The sequence below is a fragment of the Lysobacter sp. Root667 genome, from assembly GCF_001427715.1.
In the GTDB taxonomy this organism is placed as follows: Bacteria; Pseudomonadota; Gammaproteobacteria; order Xanthomonadales; family Xanthomonadaceae; genus Lysobacter.
Window position 1 is genome coordinate 105,335 of record NZ_LMHF01000015.1, and the last position, 19,963, is coordinate 125,297.

At 70.3% G+C, this 19,963-nt stretch carries 13 protein-coding genes, 1 tRNA gene and 1 pseudogene; 8 read left to right on the forward strand and 7 right to left on the reverse strand.

Annotated elements, in window-relative coordinates; translation table 11 throughout:
- The first annotated feature begins 39 nt into the window (after positions 1–39).
- Positions 40–2,145, forward strand: coding sequence for a glycosyltransferase (locus ASD78_RS18175; RefSeq protein WP_056104056.1), 2,106 nt, complete (start codon positions 40–42; stop codon positions 2,143–2,145).
- A gap of 87 nt (positions 2,146–2,232) precedes the next feature.
- On the opposite strand, the gene ASD78_RS18180 is transcribed toward ASD78_RS18175, so the two are convergent.
- Positions 2,233–3,660, reverse strand: a complete 1,428-nt coding sequence (locus ASD78_RS18180) for a hypothetical protein (RefSeq protein ID WP_056104275.1) — start codon at positions 3,658–3,660, stop codon at positions 2,233–2,235.
- Between the two features lie 255 nt (positions 3,661–3,915).
- The gene (locus ASD78_RS18185; protein ID WP_056104058.1) at positions 3,916–6,099 is read right to left on the reverse strand and encodes a bifunctional (p)ppGpp synthetase/guanosine-3',5'-bis(diphosphate) 3'-pyrophosphohydrolase; all 2,184 of its coding nucleotides are present in this window, start codon (positions 6,097–6,099) and stop codon (positions 3,916–3,918) included.
- Between the two features lie 76 nt (positions 6,100–6,175).
- Here ASD78_RS18185 and ASD78_RS18190 point away from each other — a divergent pair, with 76 nt between their 5' ends.
- Both ASD78_RS18190 and ASD78_RS18195 read left to right on the forward strand, forming a co-directional pair.
- Complete coding sequence (locus ASD78_RS18190; RefSeq protein ID WP_055900495.1) at positions 6,176–6,670, forward strand: hypothetical protein; 495 nt, start codon at positions 6,176–6,178, stop codon at positions 6,668–6,670.
- Between the two features lie 393 nt (positions 6,671–7,063).
- Positions 7,064–7,573, forward strand: coding sequence for a hypothetical protein (locus ASD78_RS18195; protein ID WP_055900492.1), 510 nt, complete (start codon positions 7,064–7,066; stop codon positions 7,571–7,573).
- A gap of 70 nt (positions 7,574–7,643) precedes the next feature.
- On the opposite strand, the gene hrpA is transcribed toward ASD78_RS18195, so the two are convergent.
- A complete protein-coding gene (hrpA, locus tag ASD78_RS18200; protein WP_200944270.1) occupies positions 7,644–11,621 on the reverse strand; it encodes an ATP-dependent RNA helicase HrpA in 3,978 nt (1,325 codons plus the stop codon).
- Between the two features lie 194 nt (positions 11,622–11,815).
- On the opposite strand from hrpA, the pseudogene ASD78_RS18205 reads away from it, so the two are divergent.
- From ASD78_RS18205 to ASD78_RS18220, 4 genes and pseudogenes are all read left to right on the forward strand, one after another.
- Positions 11,816–12,295: pseudogene (locus ASD78_RS18205) on the forward strand (Dps family protein); the annotation flags it as partial.
- 261 nt (positions 12,296–12,556) lie between these two features.
- Entirely contained in the window at positions 12,557–14,368 is a 1,812-nt protein-coding gene (gene recQ, locus ASD78_RS18210) for a DNA helicase RecQ (RefSeq protein ID WP_055900484.1), read from the forward strand.
- A 400-nt stretch (positions 14,369–14,768) separates the two neighbouring features.
- On the forward strand, positions 14,769–15,722 hold the full coding sequence (gene pip / locus ASD78_RS18215) for a prolyl aminopeptidase (RefSeq protein ID WP_056104070.1): 954 nt from the start codon (positions 14,769–14,771) through the stop codon (positions 15,720–15,722).
- Positions 15,723–15,772: 50 nt separating this feature from the next.
- The gene (locus ASD78_RS18220; RefSeq protein WP_056104076.1) at positions 15,773–16,285 is read left to right on the forward strand and encodes a hypothetical protein; all 513 of its coding nucleotides are present in this window, start codon (positions 15,773–15,775) and stop codon (positions 16,283–16,285) included.
- Between the two features lie 106 nt (positions 16,286–16,391).
- Here ASD78_RS18220 and ASD78_RS18225 read toward each other — a convergent pair whose 3' ends face one another.
- Positions 16,392–16,991: a hypothetical protein gene (locus ASD78_RS18225; protein WP_056104079.1), complete on the reverse strand. Its 600-nt coding sequence runs from the start codon at positions 16,989–16,991 to the stop codon at positions 16,392–16,394.
- A gap of 292 nt (positions 16,992–17,283) precedes the next feature.
- Between ASD78_RS18225 and ASD78_RS18230 the strand changes: the two genes are divergently transcribed.
- Positions 17,284–18,015, forward strand: coding sequence for a GAP family protein (locus ASD78_RS18230; RefSeq protein ID WP_056104083.1), 732 nt, complete (start codon positions 17,284–17,286; stop codon positions 18,013–18,015).
- Between the two features lie 168 nt (positions 18,016–18,183).
- Here ASD78_RS18230 and ASD78_RS18235 read toward each other — a convergent pair.
- The 3 genes from ASD78_RS18235 to queE all read right to left on the reverse strand — a co-directional run bounded on the left by ASD78_RS18235 (position 18,184) and on the right by queE (position 19,847).
- Positions 18,184–18,259, reverse strand: a tRNA-Lys gene (locus ASD78_RS18235).
- Positions 18,260–18,351: 92 nt separating this feature from the next.
- Positions 18,352–19,050 (reverse strand): 7-cyano-7-deazaguanine synthase QueC, encoded by a 699-nt coding sequence (queC, locus tag ASD78_RS18240; protein WP_056104086.1) that lies wholly within the window; start codon positions 19,048–19,050, stop codon positions 18,352–18,354.
- A gap of 119 nt (positions 19,051–19,169) precedes the next feature.
- Complete coding sequence (gene queE, locus ASD78_RS18245) at positions 19,170–19,847, reverse strand: 7-carboxy-7-deazaguanine synthase QueE (RefSeq protein ID WP_055900468.1); 678 nt, start codon at positions 19,845–19,847, stop codon at positions 19,170–19,172.
- Between the last annotated feature and the right edge of the window lie 116 nt (positions 19,848–19,963).

Here is a 19,963-nt window from a genome sequence, read left to right on the forward strand (position 1 = left end):
CCCCGTAGTAAGGATTCCCTTCAGCATGACGAGCGATCGATGGCGATGAGTTGGACCGATCTTCGGTTTTTGCTGGACCGGGGAACGGGCCTGGCGCGGCGCGGCCTGATCAGCCTGCGGACCCGCGGTCTGAGCGCCTCCTGGCAGCGCGTCCTGCGCCAGTTCCATCGCCTGCCCGACGCTCAGCGTGCGGCCCTGTGGCTGCCGCAGGCCGAACCGTTCGCGCCGTTCGCGCTGCCGACCTCGGACACGCCGCGCGCCAGCATCGTGATCCCGGTCTACAACCAGTTCGCCCATACCCTGACCTGCCTGCGCGCGCTCGCCGCGCGCCCCGCCGAGGCCGCGTTCGAAGTGATCGTGGTCGACGACGGCAGCTCCGACGCCACCGAAGCCTCGCTGCGCCAGATCGAGGGCCTGCGCTACCACCGCCGCAGCCAGAACGGCGGATTCATCGCCGCCTGCAACGACGGCGCGGCGCTGGCGCGCGGCGAATACGTGGTCTTCCTCAACAACGACACCATCCCGCAGCCGGGCTGGCTGGACGTGCTGCTGGCGACGTTCGGCGAGCACGCCGATGTCGGCCTGGTCGGCGCGCAGCTGGTCTATCCCGACGGCCGCCTGCAGGAAGCCGGCGGCATCGTGTTCGCCGATGCCAGCGGCTGGAACTACGGCCGCTTCGACGCGCCCGATCATCCGCGCTACGCGTTCCTGCGCGACGCCGACTACTGCTCGGGCGCGGCGATCGCGCTGCCGACCGCGCTGTTCGAGCGCCTCGGCCGTTTCGACACGCGCTACGCGCCGGCTTACTACGAAGACACCGATCTCGCCTTCGCGGTGCGCGCGGCCGGGCTGCGCGTGGTCTATCAGCCCAAGTCGCGGGTCGTGCATTGCGAGGGCATCACCGCCGGCACCGATACCGGTTCGGGCGTCAAGGCCTATCAGGTGCGCAACCGCGGCGTGTTCGCCGACAAATGGCGCGATGCCTTGACCGCGCAGTGGACGCCGGATACGCCGGCCGATCGCGCCGCGTTCGCGCGCGGTCGCCGCAGCGTGCTGATCGTCGACGCGCTGGTGCCGCAGCCGGACCGCGATTCCGGCTCGCTGCGCCTGGTCAATCTGATGCGGCTGTTGCTGGAGGAAGGCGCGCACGTGGTGTTCGTGCCGGCCTACCTCGCCCACACCGATGCCTCGGTCGAGGCGATGCAGCGCATGGGCGTGGAAGTGTGGACCGCACCGCAACTAGGTCGCCTGCCGGCCTGGCTGCACGAGCACGGCCAGCGCTTCGACACCGTCATGGTCTGCCGCCACTACGTGCTGCGCGAACTGCTGCCGCTGCTGCGCAAATACGCGCCGCAGGCGCGGTTGGTGTTCGACACCGTCGACCTGCATTACCTGCGCGAACGCCGCGGCGCCGAAGTCGCCGGCGACGCTGCCCTGGCGCGCGCGGCCGAAGCCACGCGCAAGCTGGAGCTGGACATCATCGCGCGCGCCGACGCGACCTTCGTGGTCAGCGAGGTGGAGCGCAGCCTGCTCGCACAGGACGCGCCGCAGGCGCAGGTCGACATCCTGTCCAATCTGCATCGCGTCGCCGGACCGGGGCGCGCGTTCGAACAGCGCCGCGACCTGGTCTTCGTCGGCGGCTTCCGCCATCCGCCGAACGTGGATGCGGTGCGCTGGTTCGCCACCGAGGTGTTCCCGCTGATCCGCGCCGAACTGCCGGAGCTGCGCTTCCACTGCATCGGCGCCGACGCGCCGCCGGAGATCGCCGCGCTCGCCGAACAGCCCGGCATCGAGATCCACGGTCACGTGCCCGATCTCGATCCGTACATGGACGGCGCGCGCATCGCCGTGGCCCCGCTGCGCTACGGCGCCGGCGTCAAGGGTAAGGTCAACCTGAGCATGGCTCACGGCCAACCGGTCGTGGCCACGGCCTGCGCGGTCGAGGGCATGCACCTGCGCGACGGCGAAGACGCGTTGGTGGCGGACAACGCCGCCGACTATGCGCAGGCCGTGCTGCGGCTGTACCGCGATCCGGCGCTGTGGCAGCGCTTGGCGGAGAACGGTTTGCGCAATGTGGAGACGCACTTCTCTTTGGATGCGGCTCGCGAGGTGGTACGGCGGGTGTTGTTGCATGGGAAGGCTTGAAGCCGATCCTTCCATGAGGACGTAACCGCAGACTGCGGCGACGAGCGCAGCATTCAGCCACTGCCGAAGAGCTGCCGGGCTCCGGCCTCAGTTCACCCCGGCCGTCGCCACCCGTACCCGGTTGGCGAAATCCTCCAGGCCCGCCGCGCCCGCGTCCAAGGCGCGCGCCGCATTCAGCGCCGCCTGCGCCGCGCGCAATTCCCCGGCTCCCAGGCGCTCATCGCCGACCGCGATCCAACGCTGCGCCAGACGCCGGCGCGCATCCACCAGCGCCGCGCCCTCGCCTTCCAAGGCACGCCGCGCATCCAGGCATTCGCCGGCGCGGCTGAGCCGATTGCCGCGCAGCTCGTTTTCGAAACAGCGCCGCGCCGCCGGCAACAGGCGGGCGGCGGCGGCGCGCACTTTGGGGTCCTGCGGCGCGATCGCCTGCGCCGCGCGCAGCTTGTCGTAGGCGCTGTCGCCGGGCGGCGCCAGCAGTTCGCCGCGCGCTTCGGCGGCGGCGGCTTCGGCCAGCAGCGTGCGCAGGCGCTGCTGGCGCTGGGCGATCGGCAGTTCGCCGCCCAGACGCTTGCGCGACTGGCGCGCGCGTTCCAGGTGCTGGCGCGCTTCGACCACGGCCGCGGTGGCGGGCGCGATCGCGTCGGCCGCGCGCAAGGCCGCGGCGGCCTCGTCGAAGCGGAAATCGGCGGCCAGGCGTTCGCTGCGCTGCGCGTAGGCGCTCGCAACCGCGCCCAGGCCGCGCTGCGCTGCCGGGTCCTCGGGCAACGCCGCCAGGATGTCGCGATAGCCCTCGGCGGCTTCGGACAGGCGGCCGCGACGCAATTCGCGCTCGGCCTCGCCGCGACGGGCGTCGGCGCGGCGTGCGAGTTCGGCCAAAGCATCAGGCAGTTCGCCATGGCCGGCATCGGCGGCCTGGACACGGCGGATGCGCGCGGCGCCCGCGAGCAGATCGCCATGGGCCAGGGCCTGGCGCGCCTGCTGCAACAGATCGGCGAGGGTGTCCTCGCGGCCCTCCAGGGCTTCGACGCGGTCGGGCTGCAAGGCCAGTACCCGCTGGTACAGGGGCAGCGCCGCGTTCTCGCCGTCGTCGAGATGACCGGCCGCACGCGCTTGCGCGGCCTGCTTCAGCACCCGGTCGAGGCCGGCGTCGGCGGCTTCGCGCGCGCGCAAGCGCCGCTCCAAGGCGTCGGCCTGGGCGCGCGGCACCGCCAGTTCGGCGGCCAGAGCGAGGGCGGCATGGGCGTCGGCATAACGGCGTTGCACGATCGCCTGCTCGGCCCGGACCAGCGCGGCCTGGCCGACCCGGGTCAGGCCGCTGCGGGCTTCGTCGCGGTCCGGATCCAGGGCCAGCGCGGCCTCGTAGAGTTCACGCGCGCCGCGCCCGTCGGGCGACGTCAGCCGGCCCTCGCGCAGGGCCGCAGCGGCATCGCTGCGCAACTGCTGCAGACGCGAATCGGGCCACAGGCGGTCCGCCAGCGGCTGGCGCAGCAGCACCAGCGCCAGCAGCACCAGCATTACCGCAGCGGCCGCGCCCCAGCCGAACCAGTGCGGCGTCGGCTCCCGCCGCGGCGGTCGGCTACGTTGGTCGAAACGAAGGCTGGTCCAGCGCCCGAATTCGGGTTCGATGCGGGTCGGCGCGGTGGTCGGCGCCGTGGCCGGCGTGCGGCCGCCGGGCGGTTCCTTGCGATCGTGGCTGGGCGGCGGTTCGGACGTCACCGCGAAAGCATAGCCCCGTAAGCACCGCACCAGAGTGACGGCGCGGATCGCGGCTCAGCAGCGCTGCGCCTGCTCCACGCCGGGCAGCGAGGACAGCTTGCCGAGCAGGGTCGACAACTGGCCGTAGTCGGCCACGCGCAAGCGCAGGCGCAGGCGCACGCGCGCGCCAGCGCGCTCGACGTCGCTGCGGATGCTGACCACGTGGGCGTTGCCCTGGGCGATCAGGTTGGTGACTTCCTTGAGCAGCCACTTGCGGTCCAGCGCCAGCACTTCGATGTCGGTTTCGTAGCCGCTGCCCTTGCGCCCCCATTCCACCGGCAATACGCGCTGCGGCTGGGTCGCGGCGAGCCGTTCGAACGCCGCGCAGCCGGGACGGTGCACGCTGACGCCGCGGCCGCGGGTGAGATAGCCGACGATGGGCTCGCCCGGCAGCGGCTGGCAGCAGCGCGCCAGCTGCACCAGCAGGTTGCCGACGCCTTCGACGGTGAAATCGGCGCTCTTGCTCGGGCGCCGCCGCGGCACCGGCGCCAGGGTGGTGGTGCCGGTCGTGGGCGGCGGCGGCGCGGCGGCGGCGCGCTCGTGTTCGAGCAGGGCGCGTCCGACCTGATGCGGGCCGAGGTCGCCGAGCGCGACCTGCACGTACAGGTCGCCGTCGTTGGCCAGATTGAAGCGCTCGCGCGCCGGCGCCAGATCGGCGCCGAGCAGGCCGAGCCGGCGCAGTTCCTTGTCCAGCAGCTCGCGCCCGGCCTGTTCGTTGCGGGCGCGGTCGAGCTTATGGAACCAGGCCCGGACCTTGTCGCGCGAACGCCCGCTGGCGAGGAAGCCGTTGGCCGCGACCAGCCAGTCGCGGCGCGGTTCGCCGGTCTTGGCGGTGAGGATCTCGACCCGGTCGCCGCTGCGCAGCTTGTGGTCCAGCGGGACGATGCGACCGTCGATCTTGGCGCCGCGGCAGCGGTGTCCGACTTCGGTGTGGACGTGGTACGCGAAGTCCAGCGGCGTCGCCCCGGTCGGCAGGTCGATCACCTCGCCCTTGGGCGTGAGCACGTAGACCCGGTCCTCGACCAGCTCGGTGTCGAGCTCGCCGGCCAGGGTCGCGTCGCCGCCGTCGCGGCCGCTCTCGCCGTGGGCGTCGAGCAGTTTGCGCATCCAGGCGATCTTGCGGTCGAACGAGGCGTCGGCGGCCTGGCTGCCGGCTTCCTTGTACTTCCAATGTGCGGCCACGCCGAGTTCGGCCTGGCTGTGCATCTCGTAAGTGCGGATCTGCACTTCCAGGGTCTTGCCTTCCGGCCCGACCACGGCGGTGTGCAGCGAGCGGTAATCGTTGCGCTTGGGCCGGGCGATGTAGTCGTCGAACTCGCTCGGAATCGGCGTCCACTGCGCATGGACCACGCCCAGCGCGGCGTAGCACGCCGCCAGGTCCTCGACCATGACCCGCACCGCGCGCAGGTCGTAAAGCTCGCCGATCGGCACGTCCTTGCGCTGCATCTTCTTCCAGATGCTGTAGATGTGCTTGGGCCGGCCGGCGACGTCGGCGCCCTGCAGCCCCGCCGCGGCCAAGGCCCCGCGCAGGGTGCGCTTGACCTGCTCGATATAGCGCTCGCGGTCGCCGCGCTTCTCGTCGAGCAGGCGCGCGATCTTCTGATAGGTCTGCGGTTCCAGGTAACGGAACGCCAGGTCCTCCAACTCCCACTTCAGCTGCCAGATGCCGAGCCGGTTGGCGAGCGGCGCGTGGATGTCGCGGGTCAGCGCGGCCAGTTCGCGGCGCGCGTCCGGCGCCAGCGCCTCGGCGTTGCGCATGCGCGCGAGCTGGCGCGCGAGCAGGATCGGCACCACCCGCAGATCGCGCACGATCGCCAGCAGCAACCGCCGCAGCCCTTCATGGCCGGAGCGCGCGCCGTGCTCGGCATGCAGGGTCCAGACCTGGGCCGCGGCGCGCTGACCGTCGAGCAAGGCCGCGACCGCCGGGAACTGCTTGTCCAGGACCGGGCCCAGCGCCGCCGCCAGGCCCGGATAGGCATGCAGCAATGCGGCCGCGACGGTGTCGCCGTCGGCGCCGAGCAGGCCCAGCGCGTCCAGGGTGGCCGCGACCACCGGCGGCGCGTCCAGGGCGTCGCGCGCGGCGGCCGGGTCGGCCGCGGCCTCGTCCAGGCGCTGCCGCAACGGACCGGCGATCGCCGCCGCCGAAGCGTGCGCGAGCGCGGTCTGGACCGGAGCGGGGGTGGCGGGCGATGCGTTCATCGCGGATTGCGTATCGGGATCGAAGCGCTATGGGGGAGCGTCTACACTAGCGGCCAACCGACCCGAGGAACAGCACATGCTCCGCACCCGCCCGCTGATCGTCGCCACCCTGCTCGCGCTGGCTCCACTGACGGTGTTCGCGCAGTCGCAGCCGCCGATCGAACAGCAGATGACGCCCGAACAGTTCAAGGCCGCCGGCCTGGACAAGCTCGACGCGGCGGAGCTGGGCCGTCTCAACGACTGGCTCAACCGCAAGATCGGCGACGAGAGCGCCAAGGCCGCCAAGAGCACCAAGGAGCTGATCGAAACCGAGCATCGCGGCTTCTTCAACTTCGGCGGCTCCAGCGACCCGATCGTCGCGCACATCAGCGGCGAGTTCCGCGGCTTCGGTCGCGGCCGCCAGTACGTGCTCGACAACGGCCAGGTCTGGCAGCAGTCCGACGACGCCTCGCTGGCGGGCGTCAAGCTCAGCAACCCGGAAGTGAAGATCAACCCGGGCCTGATCGGCAATGTCTGGTATCTGTCGGTGCAGGGCTACAACGCCCGCGCCAAGGTGCAGCGCACCAAGTAAGTACCCGGGTCGCGTCCGCGCACGGACGCGGTCGTCTTGGAACGCCGTCCCCGCACAGGCGGGGATGCGCGAACGCATTCTCCCCAGCCAGTCCGGCCAGCAGGCGTGCCCTGCCGGCATTCGGCCGCGCATGAACCCACGGTTCGTCAGCGCGCGGCTCATCCTTTGCGGGAGCTAGCGCGCAACGCGGGCCCGGCGCGCGGAAACGCAGGAGCGGAGTCTTGCGATCAGCGGTTGCTATGCACGGCGCTGCGCCGCCCTGCGCCGCCCTGGCGACGTCAAGAAAATGTCATACCTCCGCAATATTCTGGGCGAACCAGCGAGCGCCGCCTGCGATCCGTGCCGGAATCCGGCGTCGGCGCCCGCCCTCCGATCCCGTCGCCAGGCTCCCCCATGCATCGATTCCACCGCACCGTCCTGCTGCTCGCGCTCGCCCTGCTGCCTAGTCTGGCCGGCGCGCAGACGCCCTACCGCGAAGTCGAGCGCCGCCTGACGCCCGAGCAGTTGCGCGAGACCGGCCTGGATGCGCTGAGCCCGGCGCAGCTGGCCCTGCTCAATCGCCTGTTGCGCGAGGACGACGAACGCGAAGCCGCGGCCGCTCCGCAGGCTCCGGCCGCCGCTACCGCCACCGCTATGGCGCCGGGCCGCGACGACGCCGGCCTGCTGGAAGGCGCCAGCGACGGTCCGATCCGCAGCCGCCTGGTCGGCGATGTCGCCGAATGGGCGCCGGGCACAGTGTTCGCGCTCGAGAACGGCCAACAGTGGCGCGTACTCAAGGGCAGCCTGAAGCTGCACAAGCCGATGCAGGCGCCAGCGATCGTGGTGGTGCCGGGCGTCAGCGGACGCTGGTTCCTGCAGGTCGATGAGGATCTGCCCAAGGCGCGGGTGCAGCGGATCAAGTGAGGTTTCGGCCCATGCGCGCAGCGCGTGGCTTTGCCGATCGACGAAAAAGCCGTCTAGTTAACGCCACGCTCTAATTCCGCAGCTGCGCCAACCTGTTGGCCAACTTCTTCGGCGACACCCCGCCGCGCACGCCCAGTTCCTGCGCAAACAACGACACGCGCAGTTCTTCCAGATCCCAGCGCAGGGCCTGCCAGCCCGGCGTGGCGGCGTCGCCGGCCGCGGTCGCGGCGGCGAGCGCGTCCGCGAACGGTTTGAGTTCGAGCATGCGCGCCTGATCGCGCACCGGGTCGCGCAAGGCGCGCTCCCCGCGCAGGGCCAGCGCCTTGAGGTAGCGCGGGTACTCGCGCAAGGCCTCGGCCGGCACCTCGCGCAGGAAACCCGGCGGGGTCAACGTCGCCAGTTGCGCGCGCATGTCGTCGAGGTTGCCGCTGGCCCAGCCCATCAGCGGCGATTCCAGCTTGGCGCGCGCCTCGGCGACCGCGGTCAGGATGGTTTCGGCCTGGCGCAAACGCTCCATCGCCTCCGGGAACAGCTTGCGCGCGGCCTCTTCGCGCCGCGCTTCGAACGCGGCCGCGTCCCGCACCTGCTGCAAGGCGTCGTCGTCGCCCAGCAGCGAGCGCAGGGCGCCGCCGACCAGGTCGTCGCGCAGTCGATCGCTGTCGCGCGGGCCGTCGGGGCGCGGCGCCGCCGATTCGATCGCCGCGTACAGCAGCCCGGTCTTGGGCGACACCGGCAGTTGCTTGCGCGCCTGCTTGAGTTTGTCCGCCAGCGCGATCGCCAGCAGCCGGCGCACGCCGCCCGGATGCGCGCGCAGCGCGGCCTCGCGCTCGGCGTGCACGCGCAGCGACACCGTGTCGCCGTCGTCGTGCAGGGCCGGGAACGCCGGCACGCCGGCGGCGCCGGGCACCGAGGTCGGAATCGGCTGCTCGGGGAACGCGGTCAGGCCGCGCTGGCCCAGACCGTCGGCGGCGCGGGCCGCGAACGCGCGCGCGGCGAGCTCACCGTAGCGCGCGCGCAGTTGTTCGAGGTCGCGCGATTCGGCCAGCACCGCCGGCTCGGCCTTGCGGCCGCCCTTGTCTTCGCCGGCATCGAGCAGGCGCAGGTTCATGCGCAGATGCGGCTCGATCGAAGCCGCATCGAAATCGGTCGCCGCGACCTCCACGCCGGTCAGCTTGCGCAGGAAGCGCGCAAGCGCGCCGACCAGATCGTCGGCCTCGGGCTTGGCGTGCGCTTCCTGGAACGCTTTGGCGAAATCCGGCGCCGGAACGAAGTTGCGGCGCAGAGTCTTGGGCAGCGACCTGATCAGCGCGGTGGCCTTGTCGGCGACGAAACCCGGCGCCAGCCACGACAGCTGCGCCGGATCCAGCGCGTTGAGCAGGTGCAGGGGCACCGCCAGGGTCATGCCGTCGTCGATCGCGCCGGGCTCGAAGCGGTAACGCACGGCCAGGCGCGCGTTGCCCAGTTGCAGATAGGGCGGGAAACGCGCGGCCTCGCTTTCGCCGCCGACCATCAGATCGGCGCTGGACCATTCCAGCGCGGCCTTCTCGTTGGCCGGCAATTTGGCGTACCACGCGTCCAGCGCCTGGACGTTGTGCACCTGCGGCGGCAATCGGTCCAGGTACCACTGCGCCATCCATTCCTCGTCGACCACCAGGCCGGCGCGGCGCTGCTTGGCTTCCTCGTCGCGCGCCTTGGCCAGGCTGGCGAGGTTGCGCTGCAGGAACGCGGCGCGGGTGTTGATCTCGCCGGTGACCAGGGCGTCGCGGGCGAAGATCGCGCGGCTTTCCTCCGGGTACAGCGCGCCGTAGTGCACCGGCCGCTTCGGCGCCAGCACCAGGCCGAACAGGCTGATCTGCTCGCTGCCGACCACCCGCCCCTGCGAACGCGCCCAGCGCGGATCGTGATGACGGCGCGCGAGCAGATGCGGCAGCTCCTGGATCGCCCAATCCGGCTCTATCGTGGCATTGGTCATCGACCACACCCGCTCGGTGTCGAGCAGGGTCGCGGCCAGCACCCACGGCGGCGGCTTCCTGGCCAGCGGCGAGCCGGGGAACAGCTGGAACTTGCGTCCGCGCGGACCGTCGTAGAAGCCCTTGTCCCCGCGCAGGCCGATCTGGGTCGGCAGGCCGGCCAGCAGGGCGCGATGCAGGGTGGCGTAGGCGCCGGAATCGATCTCGCCGGGCAGGGTCTTGATCGCCCAACCCAACTCCTCGCACAGCAGTTTCAGCTGGCGATGCAGCTCGCGCCATTCGCGCATGCGCAGGAAGCCGAGGAAGTGCTTCTCGCACCAGCCGCGCAACTTGGACTGGGTCAGCTCCTCGTGCGCGTTCTGGTAGGCGTCCCACAGCTTGAGGATGCCGACGAATTCCGAGCGCGGATCGGCGAACTCGGCGTGGGCGTTGTCGGCCGCGGCGCGCTGATCGGCCGGGCGCTCGCGCGGGTCCTGGATGCCGAGGAAGGCCGCGATCGCGACCATTTCGCGCAGGCAGCCGTGGTCGTTGGCGGCCACCAGCATGCGCGCCAGTTTCACGTCGACCGGCAACCGCGCCATGCTGCGGCCGATCGCGGTGAGCTTGCGCTGCTCGTCCACCGCACCCAGTTCGGTCAGCTGCTGCCAGCCGTCGGCGATCGCACGGCCGTCGGGCGGCTCCAGAAACGGGAAGGCCTCTATGTCGCCCAGGCCCAGCGACAGCATGCGCAGGATCACCCCGGCCAAGGCGGCGCGGCGGATCTCCGGATCGGTGTAGCGCGGCCGCGATTCGAAATCGGCCTCGCTGTAGAGCCGGTAACAAGTGCCTTCGCTGATGCGGCCGCAGCGGCCCTTGCGCTGATCGGCGCTGGCCTGCGACACCGGTTCGATGTGCAGCCGGTCGAGTTTGCCGCGCGGGCTGTAGCGCTTCACCCGGGCCAGGCCCGGGTCGACCACGTAGCGGATGCGCGGCACGGTCAGCGAGGTCTCGGCGACGTTGGTGGCCAGCACGATGCGGCGCTTGGGGCCGGGATTGAACACCCGGTCCTGGTCGCGCACCGACAATCGCGCGTACAGCGGCAGCACTTCGGTCTCGCGGTACTTGCGCCGTTCCAGCGACTGGTGGGCGTCGCGGATCTCGCGCTCGCCGGACAGGAAGATCAGCACGTCGCCGCGCGGATCCTCGCGGGTGATCTCGTCGCAGGCGGCGACGATGCCGTCGTTGACGCTGCGCTCGCCCTGGCGCGCCTCGCGCATGCGGCCGTCGCTTTCGGATTCGCCCTCGCCTTCCAGCGGCCGATAGCGCACGTTGACCGGATAGCCGCGGCCCTCGACGCTGACCACCGGCGCGCCGTCGAAATGCGCGGCGAAACGTTCGGTGTCGATGGTCGCCGAGGTCACGATGACCTTGAGGTCGTGACGCTTCTTCAGCAGCTGCTTCAGATAGCCGAGCAGGAAGTCGATGTTGAGGCTGCGTTCGTGGGCCTCGTCGATCAGGATGGTGTCGTAGGCCGACAGCCAGCGGTCGGACTGGATCTCCGCCAGCAGGATGCCGTCGGTCATGAACTTGATCGCGGTGCGCTCGCCGACGTTCTCGTTGAAGCGCACCTGGTAGCCGACCGCGCCGCCCAGCGGGGTATTCAGCTCTTCGGCCACGCGCCGCGCCACCGCGCGCGCCGCGATCCGGCGCGGCTGGGTGCAGCCGATCATGCCGGCGGCGCCGCGCCCGGCGGCCAGGCACAGCTTGGGCAGCTGGGTGGTCTTGCCCGAGCCGGTTTCGCCGGCGATCACCACCACCGGGTGTTCACGGATCAAGGCCACAATGCGCTCGGCCTCGCCCGCGATCGGCAGCGAGGCTTCGACCGGGGCCTGAGGCAACGCCGCCGCGCGCGACTCGCGCTGCGAAACCGATGCCGCCAGCGCCTGCGCGAACGCATCGCGCGCGGCCGTGTCGCCGGGCTTGCCGCTCCAGCGCGACCACAAGCCGTGCAGGCGGCCGCGGTCGCGGCTCAGCGCGCCGTCGATGGCGCGCCGGGCCTGGCGTAACGCATTGCTAGCAGGAGCGTCTATAGACTTCATCATTCGATAGCTTTTGCGGATCGCTCCGCAAGAAACAAAATATTTCACTTCGCGGGCGGCAGCGCCTATTGTCGCCGCAACACTCGAAAAGGGAGCAACACGTGGCCAAGACCAAACCCAGCAAGCCCAACAAGGGCAAGACCGGCAAGACCGCCTCGCTCAGTCCGGCCGCATCGCCGGCGGCGTCCAACAAGGCGCCTTCGATCGATATCGGGATCGGCACCGGCGATCGCAAGAAGATCGCCGAGGGCCTGTCGCGCTTCCTGGCCGACAGCTACACCCTGTACCTGAAGACCCACAACTTCCATTGGAACGTGACCGGGCCGATGTTCAACGCCCTGCACACCATGTTCGAGACCCAGTACACCGAGCAGTGGACCGCGCTGGACGATATCGCCGAGCGCATCCGCGCCCTGGGCTTCAACGCCCCCGGTTCCTACGCCGAGTTCGTGCGCCTGACCTCGATCCCCGAGGAGCCGGGCCTGACCGAAGCCGCGGACTGGCGCGAGATGGTACGCCAGCTGGTGGTCGGCAACGAAGCCGTCTGCCGCACCGCGCGCGCCGTGCTGGACCAGGCCGACGACGCCGACGACGCCCCGACCGAGGACCTGCTGACCCAGCGCCTGCAGACCCACGAGAAGTACGCCTGGATGCTGCGCTCGCTGCTGCAGTAAGCGCTTAGGCCTTTGCTCCCTGTGGGAGCGACGTAAGTCGCGATCCGGACGCCCGCGCTGCAGCGGTCCCGGGGCGATCGCGGCTTACGCCGCTCCCACAGGGGTGGTTTTTGCGGGTCGGCTAGCCTCGTCGACCCTGTCCGGCTGCCGTCGCAGCGCGTCGCGCCGGAGAGCGCCCCGCCGCCGGCTGCGGCGACTTCCTACAGCGCGCCGCGCCTCCCGCTTAGCGGCCATAACGCCGGCGCTCGTTACACTAGCGCCATGCCAGACCACGCCCTCGACCTGCTGCGCCGGACTTTCGGCCATCCCGACTTCCGCGGCGAGCAGGCGCAGATCGTCCAGCACGTGAGCGACGGCGGCGACGCCCTGGTGCTGATGCCCACCGGCGGCGGCAAATCGCTGTGCTATCAGCTGCCCTCGCTGCTGCGCGACGGCTGCGGCATCGTGGTCTCGCCGCTGATCGCGCTGATGCAGGACCAGGTCGAAGCCCTGCGCCAGCTCGGCGTGCAGGCGGCCTTCCTCAATTCCACCCTGGACGCCGCGGCCGCGGCCGAAGTCGAGCGCCAGCTGCTGGCCGGCGAGCTCGACCTGCTCTACATCGCCCCCGAGCGCCTGCTGACCGGACGCTGCCTGGCCCTGCTCGACCGCGCCCCGATCGCCCTGTTCGCGATCGACGAGGCCCACTGCGTCTCGCAATGGGGCCACGACTTCCGGCCGGAGTACCGCGAACTCACGATCCTGCACGAGCGCTGGCCCGACATCCCGCGCATCGCCCTGACCGCGACCGCCGATGCCCCGACCCAGCGCGAGATCGCCGAGCGCCTGAAGCTGGAGGACGCGCGCCGCTTCGTCAGCTCCTTCGACCGCCCCAACCTGCGCTACCGCGTGGTCCACAAGGACAACGGCACCCGCCAGCTGCTGGACTTCCTGTCCGCCCACCGCGGCGACAGCGGCATCGTCTACGCCTTCTCGCGCCGGCGCGTGGACGCGGTGGCCGCGCAGCTGGTCGAAGCCGGCATCCGCGCCCTGCCCTATCACGCCGGCATGGACGCGGCCACGCGCGCCGCCAACCAGCGCCGCTTCCTGCAGGAGGACGGCGTGGTGATGGTCGCCACCATCGCCTTCGGCATGGGCATCGACAAACCCGACGTGCGCTTCGTCGCCCACATCGACCTGCCCAAGTCGATCGAGGGCTACTACCAGGAAACCGGCCGCGCCGGCCGCGACGGCGAACCCGCCGAGGCCTGGCTCTGCTACGGCCTGGGCGATGTGGTCAACCTGCGCCAGCTGATCCAGCAGGGCGAGGCCGGCGAGGAGCGCAAGCGTCTGGAGCTGCGCAAGCTCGACGCCCTGCTCGGCTACTGCGAATCCACCCAGTGCCGGCGCCAGTCGCTGCTGGGCTGGTTCGGCGAACCGCATCCGGGCGCCTGCGGCAATTGCGACAACTGCCTGGATCCGCCGCAAAGCTGGGACGGCACCCAGGCCGCGCGCAAGGCCCTGTCCTGCGTCTACCGCACCGGCCAGCGCTTCGGCGCCGGCCACGTGATCGACGTGCTGCGCGGCGTCGAAACCGAGAAGGCGCTCAAGTTCGGCCACGACCGCCTCAGCACCTGGGGCATCGGCGCCGACCTGGACGCGCGCCAGTGGAGCAGCGTGTTCCGGCAACTGGTCGCCGGCGGCCTGCTCGAAGCCGACATCGAACGCCATGGCGCACTGCGCCTGACCGCCGACAGCGGCCCGGTGCTGCGCGGCGAGCGCGATCTGCGTTTCCGCACCGAACAGCCCAAGACCGCGCGCAGCCGCAAGACCCGCGGCGGCGCCGCCGCGGCGCCGATGATCGATCTCGATCCGGCCTCGCTGGCGCGCTTCAATGCGCTGCGCGAATGGCGCTCGACGACCGCGCGCGAACAGAACGTGCCGGCCTACGTGATCTTCCACGACGCCACCCTGCGCGCGATCGCCGAAGCCGCCCCGGACGACCTCGACGACCTGTCGGGCATCCCCGGCATCGGCGCCAGCAAGCTCGACCGCTACGGCGAGGCGGTGCTGCAGCATCTGCTCGACCACGCCTGAACCGCGATCCTGCCTCAGGTGAGCGACACAATCCGCAACCCCGCTTCAGACAGGAACAACCCAAGCCCCGCCCCCGCTTTGGGGTAGGAGCGGCGTAAGCCGCGATAGCGCCAACTCGCGAACCAGCACAAGCCCACCTCAGTCGCTGCCGCCGAACAGCCGCAGGGCCGATGACACCCCAACCGACGCTGGCTAGGGATGCGGTCGCAGCGATACGAGGCAACGCGATCGCGGCTTACGCCGCTCCCACAGGAAGCCGGCCAGCGTCAGGTCGCCGCCCTGCGCCGCCATCGAACACGCTCGCGCGGCCATCGCCATCGCGATTACCGCCCCACCGCCTCCCTATCGTGCCCGCCATCGCCTCGCCGTATGCTTGCGCAAACCTCACGGAACGCGGCCCATGCGCGAGCTATACCCCGAGATCGAGCCCTACCGCACGCAACGCCTGGCGATCGACGATCTGCACGAACTGCATATCGAGGAATGCGGCAATCCCGACGGGCTGCCGGTGATCTTCCTGCACGGCGGTCCCGGCGCCGGCGTCTCGCCCTACCACCGCCGTTTCTTCGATCCGGCGCGTTATCGCATCGTGCTGTTCGACCAGCGCGGCGCCGGCAAGTCCACGCCGCATGCGGAACTGCGCGACAACACCACCTGGCACCTGGTCGCCGACATCGAGACGATCCGCGAGCATTTCGGCATCGATCGCTGGGTGGTGTTCGGCGGTTCCTGGGGCTCGACCCTGGCCCTGGCCTACGCCCAGACCCATCCCGAACGCGTGCTCGGCCTGGTGTTGCGCGGGATCTTCCTGGGCCGTCCGCACGAACTGCGCTGGTTCAACGAACTCGACGGCGGTGCGCGCTGGATCTTCCCCGAGCGCTGGGAGCGCTATCTCGACCACATCCCGCGCGACGAGCACGACAATCTGACCGAGGCCTACTGGCGCCGGCTCGACAGCGACGATCCGGCCGTGCGCCAGGCCGCGGCCGAGGCCTGGGGCTACTGGGAAGGCGGCAGCACCACCTTGATCCACGACCCCTACGAAGCCGGCAATTTCGACGAACCGCGGGTCGCGATCAGCGTCGCCCGCGCCGAGGCGCACTACTTCCGCAAGGACGTGTTCCTGGAGCCGGATCAGCTGCTGCGCGACATCGGCCGCATTCGCCATATCCCGGCGACCATCGTGCATGGGCGCTACGACATCATCTGCCCGGCCAAGAACGCCTACGACCTGTCCCAGGCTTGGCCGGAAGCCGAACTGCGCATCGTCCTGGCCGGCCACAGCGCGGCCGATCCGGCGATCGTCGACGTGCTGGTGTCGGCGACCGACGCGCTGGCCGACCGCTTCGGCTGAACGCGACAGCGCGGCCGCATTCCCCGGACCTTCGCTCGCAAGGAGCACGCATGCGCATTCCCCTGGCAACGCTGGTAACGCTGGACGAGGACGAACTGTCCGAGGCCTTGATCTGGATCGACTGGCGTTCGTTCGAGTCCGAGGTCGTCAGCGGTTTCTCGGACGAGCTAGACGAGGCCGATGCGATCGGCATGCTCGACGAGGACGATCCGCGGGAGCTGGTCCACCGCGGCCAGACCTACCTGATCCCGCTGACCGAAAGCGGCCGCGACCGCTACGTCATGATCGCCTCCATCGCCGAGATCCTCAAAGACCGCTACACCGTGTTCGTGCACAGCGATTCCTATGGCGGCGCGGACACCCACGGTTTCCTGGTGCTGACCAACGCGGAAGCCGCGCAGGCCCGGCAGCATCATTCCGATTGGCTGGAGCGGAGCTTCGAACCGCTGCCGCTGGCCATCGACGGCTTCAGCGGCAAGGCCATTCCCTACTTCGGCTTCGTGCCGCCGCCCGAGTCGAACGACGCACCCGCGGACAAGAAGCCGTTCTGGAAATTCTGGTGAATCGCCGGACGGGCCGCGTCGACGCCGCAGGCTCGTAACGGCCACATTCTCATAAGACCGACTGCGCACGAAGCGACGCGCCGGCGGCGCGCCGCGACGCATGCCTTCACTCCTGCGCGGGAGCGAACTTCACCGTTTCGTACAGCTTGGCCATGCCGGCGCTTGCGGCGCTTTCGTTCGCGGCCACGGTCTGTGCGTAAAGCAGGCAGACCCAGCCTTCGCCGCAGGGCTTGAGCGCGTACAGGTCGACGCGCTTCGCATACGGCGAGTCGGCGCCGAACACGTTGTGGTTGTAGCGCGAGACCAGCGCCGGGAAACGGCCGCCCAACTTGTAGTCGGCGTGCTTGGGCTGGCTGTAGTTCTTGGAGCCGTCGATCTGGCGCTCGACCAGGAATTCGGCCGCGCCCTGCAGCGAAGGCGCGATGTCCTCGGGATAGACCTGGAGCGTGATGTCCAGCCCCAGGGTCTCGAAGTCGGGCTTGTCGGCCTCGATCCCCAGCGCGCGCCCGCCGCCTTCGTCCATGGCGGTGTTCTCGGTGACCGTCCAGTTGCCCGGCAGCGAAACGCTGATGCCGTCCTGGGCGTACTTCTTGGCATGGGCGACATCCGGCGCGGCGATGGCGGGCGTGGCGATTTTCTCCGCGCGCACCGGCATGACGGTCGCGGCAGCGGCGAACAGCAGAAGACTGAGCGAAGTACGGAGCATGGGAATCCTTTCGACGGGGGATGAACGCCGTATTCGGCGCACGCCAAGATAGTGGCTGGCAAGACCGGCGACAATCCACCCAACGCGATTCGCGCGTATCGCGAGTTTCGGACGCACCCGCATCGGCATGCATGGCGACGGCGGCGTGGGCGCGAAAACCGGGCCCTGCCCGGCGCGCGTCCGCATCCGGTGCGCGGATCCCTACGCACTACCGAAGCATGCCGAACGGCCCAGGCCTTGCCGCCGCTGCCTGCGCCACAATGCCGCTCCCGCTTACCGGCGCCCGAACCGCATGACCGACATCGTCCTGCCCGTACTCGGACTGGCCGTCGTGGACAGCGTCAATCCTTCCGCCCTGGCCGTCGCGCTGTGGTGGATGGCGCGCCCCGGCGCGGCGCCGCGCCTGCTGGCCTACATCGCCGGCATCGCCCTGACTTACGCGGCCTTGGGCATCGCGCTGATGCTGGGCCTGGGCGTCGCGGTCGAGCGCTACGGCAAGGCCTTCGATCATCCGCTGGTGCTCGCGCTGCAACTCGCGCTCGGCCTGGGCATGCTCGGCTACGCCATCTTCGCCCCCAAGCAGTCGAAAACCGTGCCGGAACAGCCGCAGCCGCGCGTCGGCGGTCTGCTCGGCATGGCCCTGCTCGGGGCGACGGTCACCGCGATCGAGCTGGTCACCGCGCTGCCGTACTTCGCCGCCGTGGCGCTGATGACCTCGGCCAAGCTCGCGCTATGGCAATGGCTGCCGCTGCTGCTGGTCTACAACGCGATCTTCGTCGCACCGCCCTTGCTGCTGCTGGGCCTGTACCTGTTCGCGGGCCGGCGCCTGCAAGGCCGGTTCGAGCGTTGGCGCGAGTCGCTGCAACGCGGCGCGCGCGAAACCCTGCTGTGGATCGTGGCGATCGCCGGATTGGCCCTGGCCGGCGATGCGGCCGGGCGTTTCATGGGCAAGCGCGCCGACCTCGCGGACATCTTCGACGACCCGTCGTCGGCTGCGGCGCCTCATGCCGAGCGCGGCGACTAGCCGCTGCGACGCCTCTGCGGGCCTACGCGCAGTGAAATGCGCCTCTGCGCACGAAGTCTCCGTCGACAGCCCGAACCGATGGGCGAGGCCCTGGAAGCTCACGCCCGCTCAAGCGCAGCGTCGGACAGGCAATAAAAAACGCCTGGGAGCGATCCCAGGCGTCGTATTTGGTGGGCCGTGTAGGATTCGAACCTACGACCAAAAGATTAAAAGTCTTCTGCTCTACCGACTGAGCTAACGGCCCGGAACATCGCCGGCAGCGCGCCGGAGTCGGACATTCTAACAAGCCGTCCGCGCCGAGTCAGGCCCCCGCTGAGCGGGGCCGGACGCGGCGGTTCAGACGTAGCGCGTCGGATCGGCCACGCCGGCGGCGGCGAAGCCCTCGGCACGCAGGCGGCAGGCGTCGCAGTGGCGGCAGGCACGGCCTTCGTCGTCGGCCTGATAGCAGGACACGGTTTCGGCGAAATCCACGCCCAGGCGCATGCCCTCGCGCACGATGTCGGCCTTGCTCAGGTACTGCAGCGGCGCGCGCACCCGCAGGCCCGCGCCCTCGACGCCGGCCTTGGTGGCCAGGTTGGCCAGGCGCTCGAAGGCCTCGACGAACTCCGGGCGGCAGTCGGGATAGCCCGAATAGTCGACCGCGTTGACGCCGCAGTAGATGTCGGCGGCGCCCAGCACTTCGGCCCAGCCCAGCGCCACCGACAGCATGATGGTGTTGCGCGCCGGGACGTAGGTGACCGGGATGTCGTCCTTGGCCGCGTCCACGCCGACCGGATGATGGTCGGTGTCCAGCGGCACGGAGATCGTTTCGTCGGTCAGCGCCGAGCCGCCGATGCTGCGCAGGTCGACGTTGACGGTCTTGTGCGCGACCGCCCCCAGCGAGCGCGCCACGTGCGCGGCGGCATCGAGCTCGGAAGTATGGCGCTGGCCGTAACGCACGCTCAGCGCATGCACGGCATAGCCCTGCTCGCGCGCGATGGCGATGACGACGGCGGAGTCCATGCCACCGGAAACGAGGACGACGGCTTTTTTCATGGCGATTCGGGATTCGGGATTGGGAATGGGTTAGAGCGGGCGACGGGAAGCGCGCAGGATCCGGCGGGGTCGGAAGCCGCTGTCGCGAATCCCGAATTTCCGATCCCGAATCCCGGCCGTCAACGCCCGGGCTCGTCGTTCCAGAGGATCTTGTGCAACTGCAGCTGGAATCGCACCGGCAGGCGGTCGGCGACGATCCAGTCGGCCAGGTCGCTGGGTTTGATCTGGCCGAAGCTGGGCGAGAACAGCACGTCGCAGACCTCGGTCAGGCGGTGCTCGGCGACCACGGCCTTGGCCCAGTCGTAGTCCTCGCGGCTGCAGATCACCAGCTTGACTTGGTCGCGCGCGGTCAGCAGGGCCAGATTGCTCCACAGGTTGCGATGCGCTTCCTTGGAATCCGGAGTCTTGATGTCGAGCACGCGCGACACGCGCGGATCGACCTCGGCGATGTCGATCGCGCCGGAAGTTTCCAGCGAGACCTCGTAGCCGGCGTCGCACAGCCGGCTCAGCAAGCCGATGCAGCGCTTCTGCGCCAGCGGCTCGCCGCCGGTGACGCAGACGTGGCGCGCGCCGTGGCTGGCGACCTGCGCCAGGATGTCGTCGATCTGCCACCACTCGCCGCCGTGGAAGGCGTAGGCGGTGTCGCAGTACTGGCAGCGCAGCGGGCAGCCGGTCAGGCGCACGAACACGGTCGGCCAGCCGATGCTGCGGGCTTCGCCCTGCAGGGACAGGAAGATTTCGGTCAGCCGCAGGCGTTCGGGCGACGCCAGGGCCGCGTCGGTCGAGACGGCATTCATAGGCATAGTTTATCGGAGCCGGCCGGCATGGGCTGGAACGGGGCTGGAATGCAGCGGTGCGCGGGCCCGCCTGCGGGCAGGCCCGGGGTCGACGGGGATCGGGGCGACGAAAACCG

What these genes read in the sequence shown, in the direction of transcription:
- ASD78_RS18175 (WP_056104056.1), top strand. Translation starts at nt 40, where the DNA reads ATGGCGATGAGTTGGACCGATCTTCGGTTTTTGCTGGACCGGGGAACG.
- ASD78_RS18180 (WP_056104275.1), bottom strand. Translation starts at nt 3,660, where the DNA reads ATGCTGGTGCTGCTGGCGCTGGTGCTGCTGCGCCAGCCGCTGGCGGAC.
- ASD78_RS18185 (WP_056104058.1), bottom strand. Translation starts at nt 6,099, where the DNA reads ATGAACGCATCGCCCGCCACCCCCGCTCCGGTCCAGACCGCGCTCGCG.
- ASD78_RS18190 (WP_055900495.1), top strand. Translation starts at nt 6,176, where the DNA reads ATGCTCCGCACCCGCCCGCTGATCGTCGCCACCCTGCTCGCGCTGGCT.
- ASD78_RS18195 (WP_055900492.1), top strand. Translation starts at nt 7,064, where the DNA reads ATGCATCGATTCCACCGCACCGTCCTGCTGCTCGCGCTCGCCCTGCTG.
- hrpA (WP_200944270.1), bottom strand. Translation starts at nt 11,621, where the DNA reads ATGAAGTCTATAGACGCTCCTGCTAGCAATGCGTTACGCCAGGCCCGG.
- recQ (WP_055900484.1), top strand. Translation starts at nt 12,557, where the DNA reads ATGCCAGACCACGCCCTCGACCTGCTGCGCCGGACTTTCGGCCATCCC.
- pip (WP_056104070.1), top strand. Translation starts at nt 14,769, where the DNA reads ATGCGCGAGCTATACCCCGAGATCGAGCCCTACCGCACGCAACGCCTG.
- ASD78_RS18220 (WP_056104076.1), top strand. Translation starts at nt 15,773, where the DNA reads ATGCGCATTCCCCTGGCAACGCTGGTAACGCTGGACGAGGACGAACTG.
- ASD78_RS18225 (WP_056104079.1), bottom strand. Translation starts at nt 16,991, where the DNA reads ATGCTCCGTACTTCGCTCAGTCTTCTGCTGTTCGCCGCTGCCGCGACC.
- ASD78_RS18230 (WP_056104083.1), top strand. Translation starts at nt 17,284, where the DNA reads ATGACCGACATCGTCCTGCCCGTACTCGGACTGGCCGTCGTGGACAGC.
- queC (WP_056104086.1), bottom strand. Translation starts at nt 19,050, where the DNA reads ATGAAAAAAGCCGTCGTCCTCGTTTCCGGTGGCATGGACTCCGCCGTC.
- queE (WP_055900468.1), bottom strand. Translation starts at nt 19,847, where the DNA reads ATGAATGCCGTCTCGACCGACGCGGCCCTGGCGTCGCCCGAACGCCTG.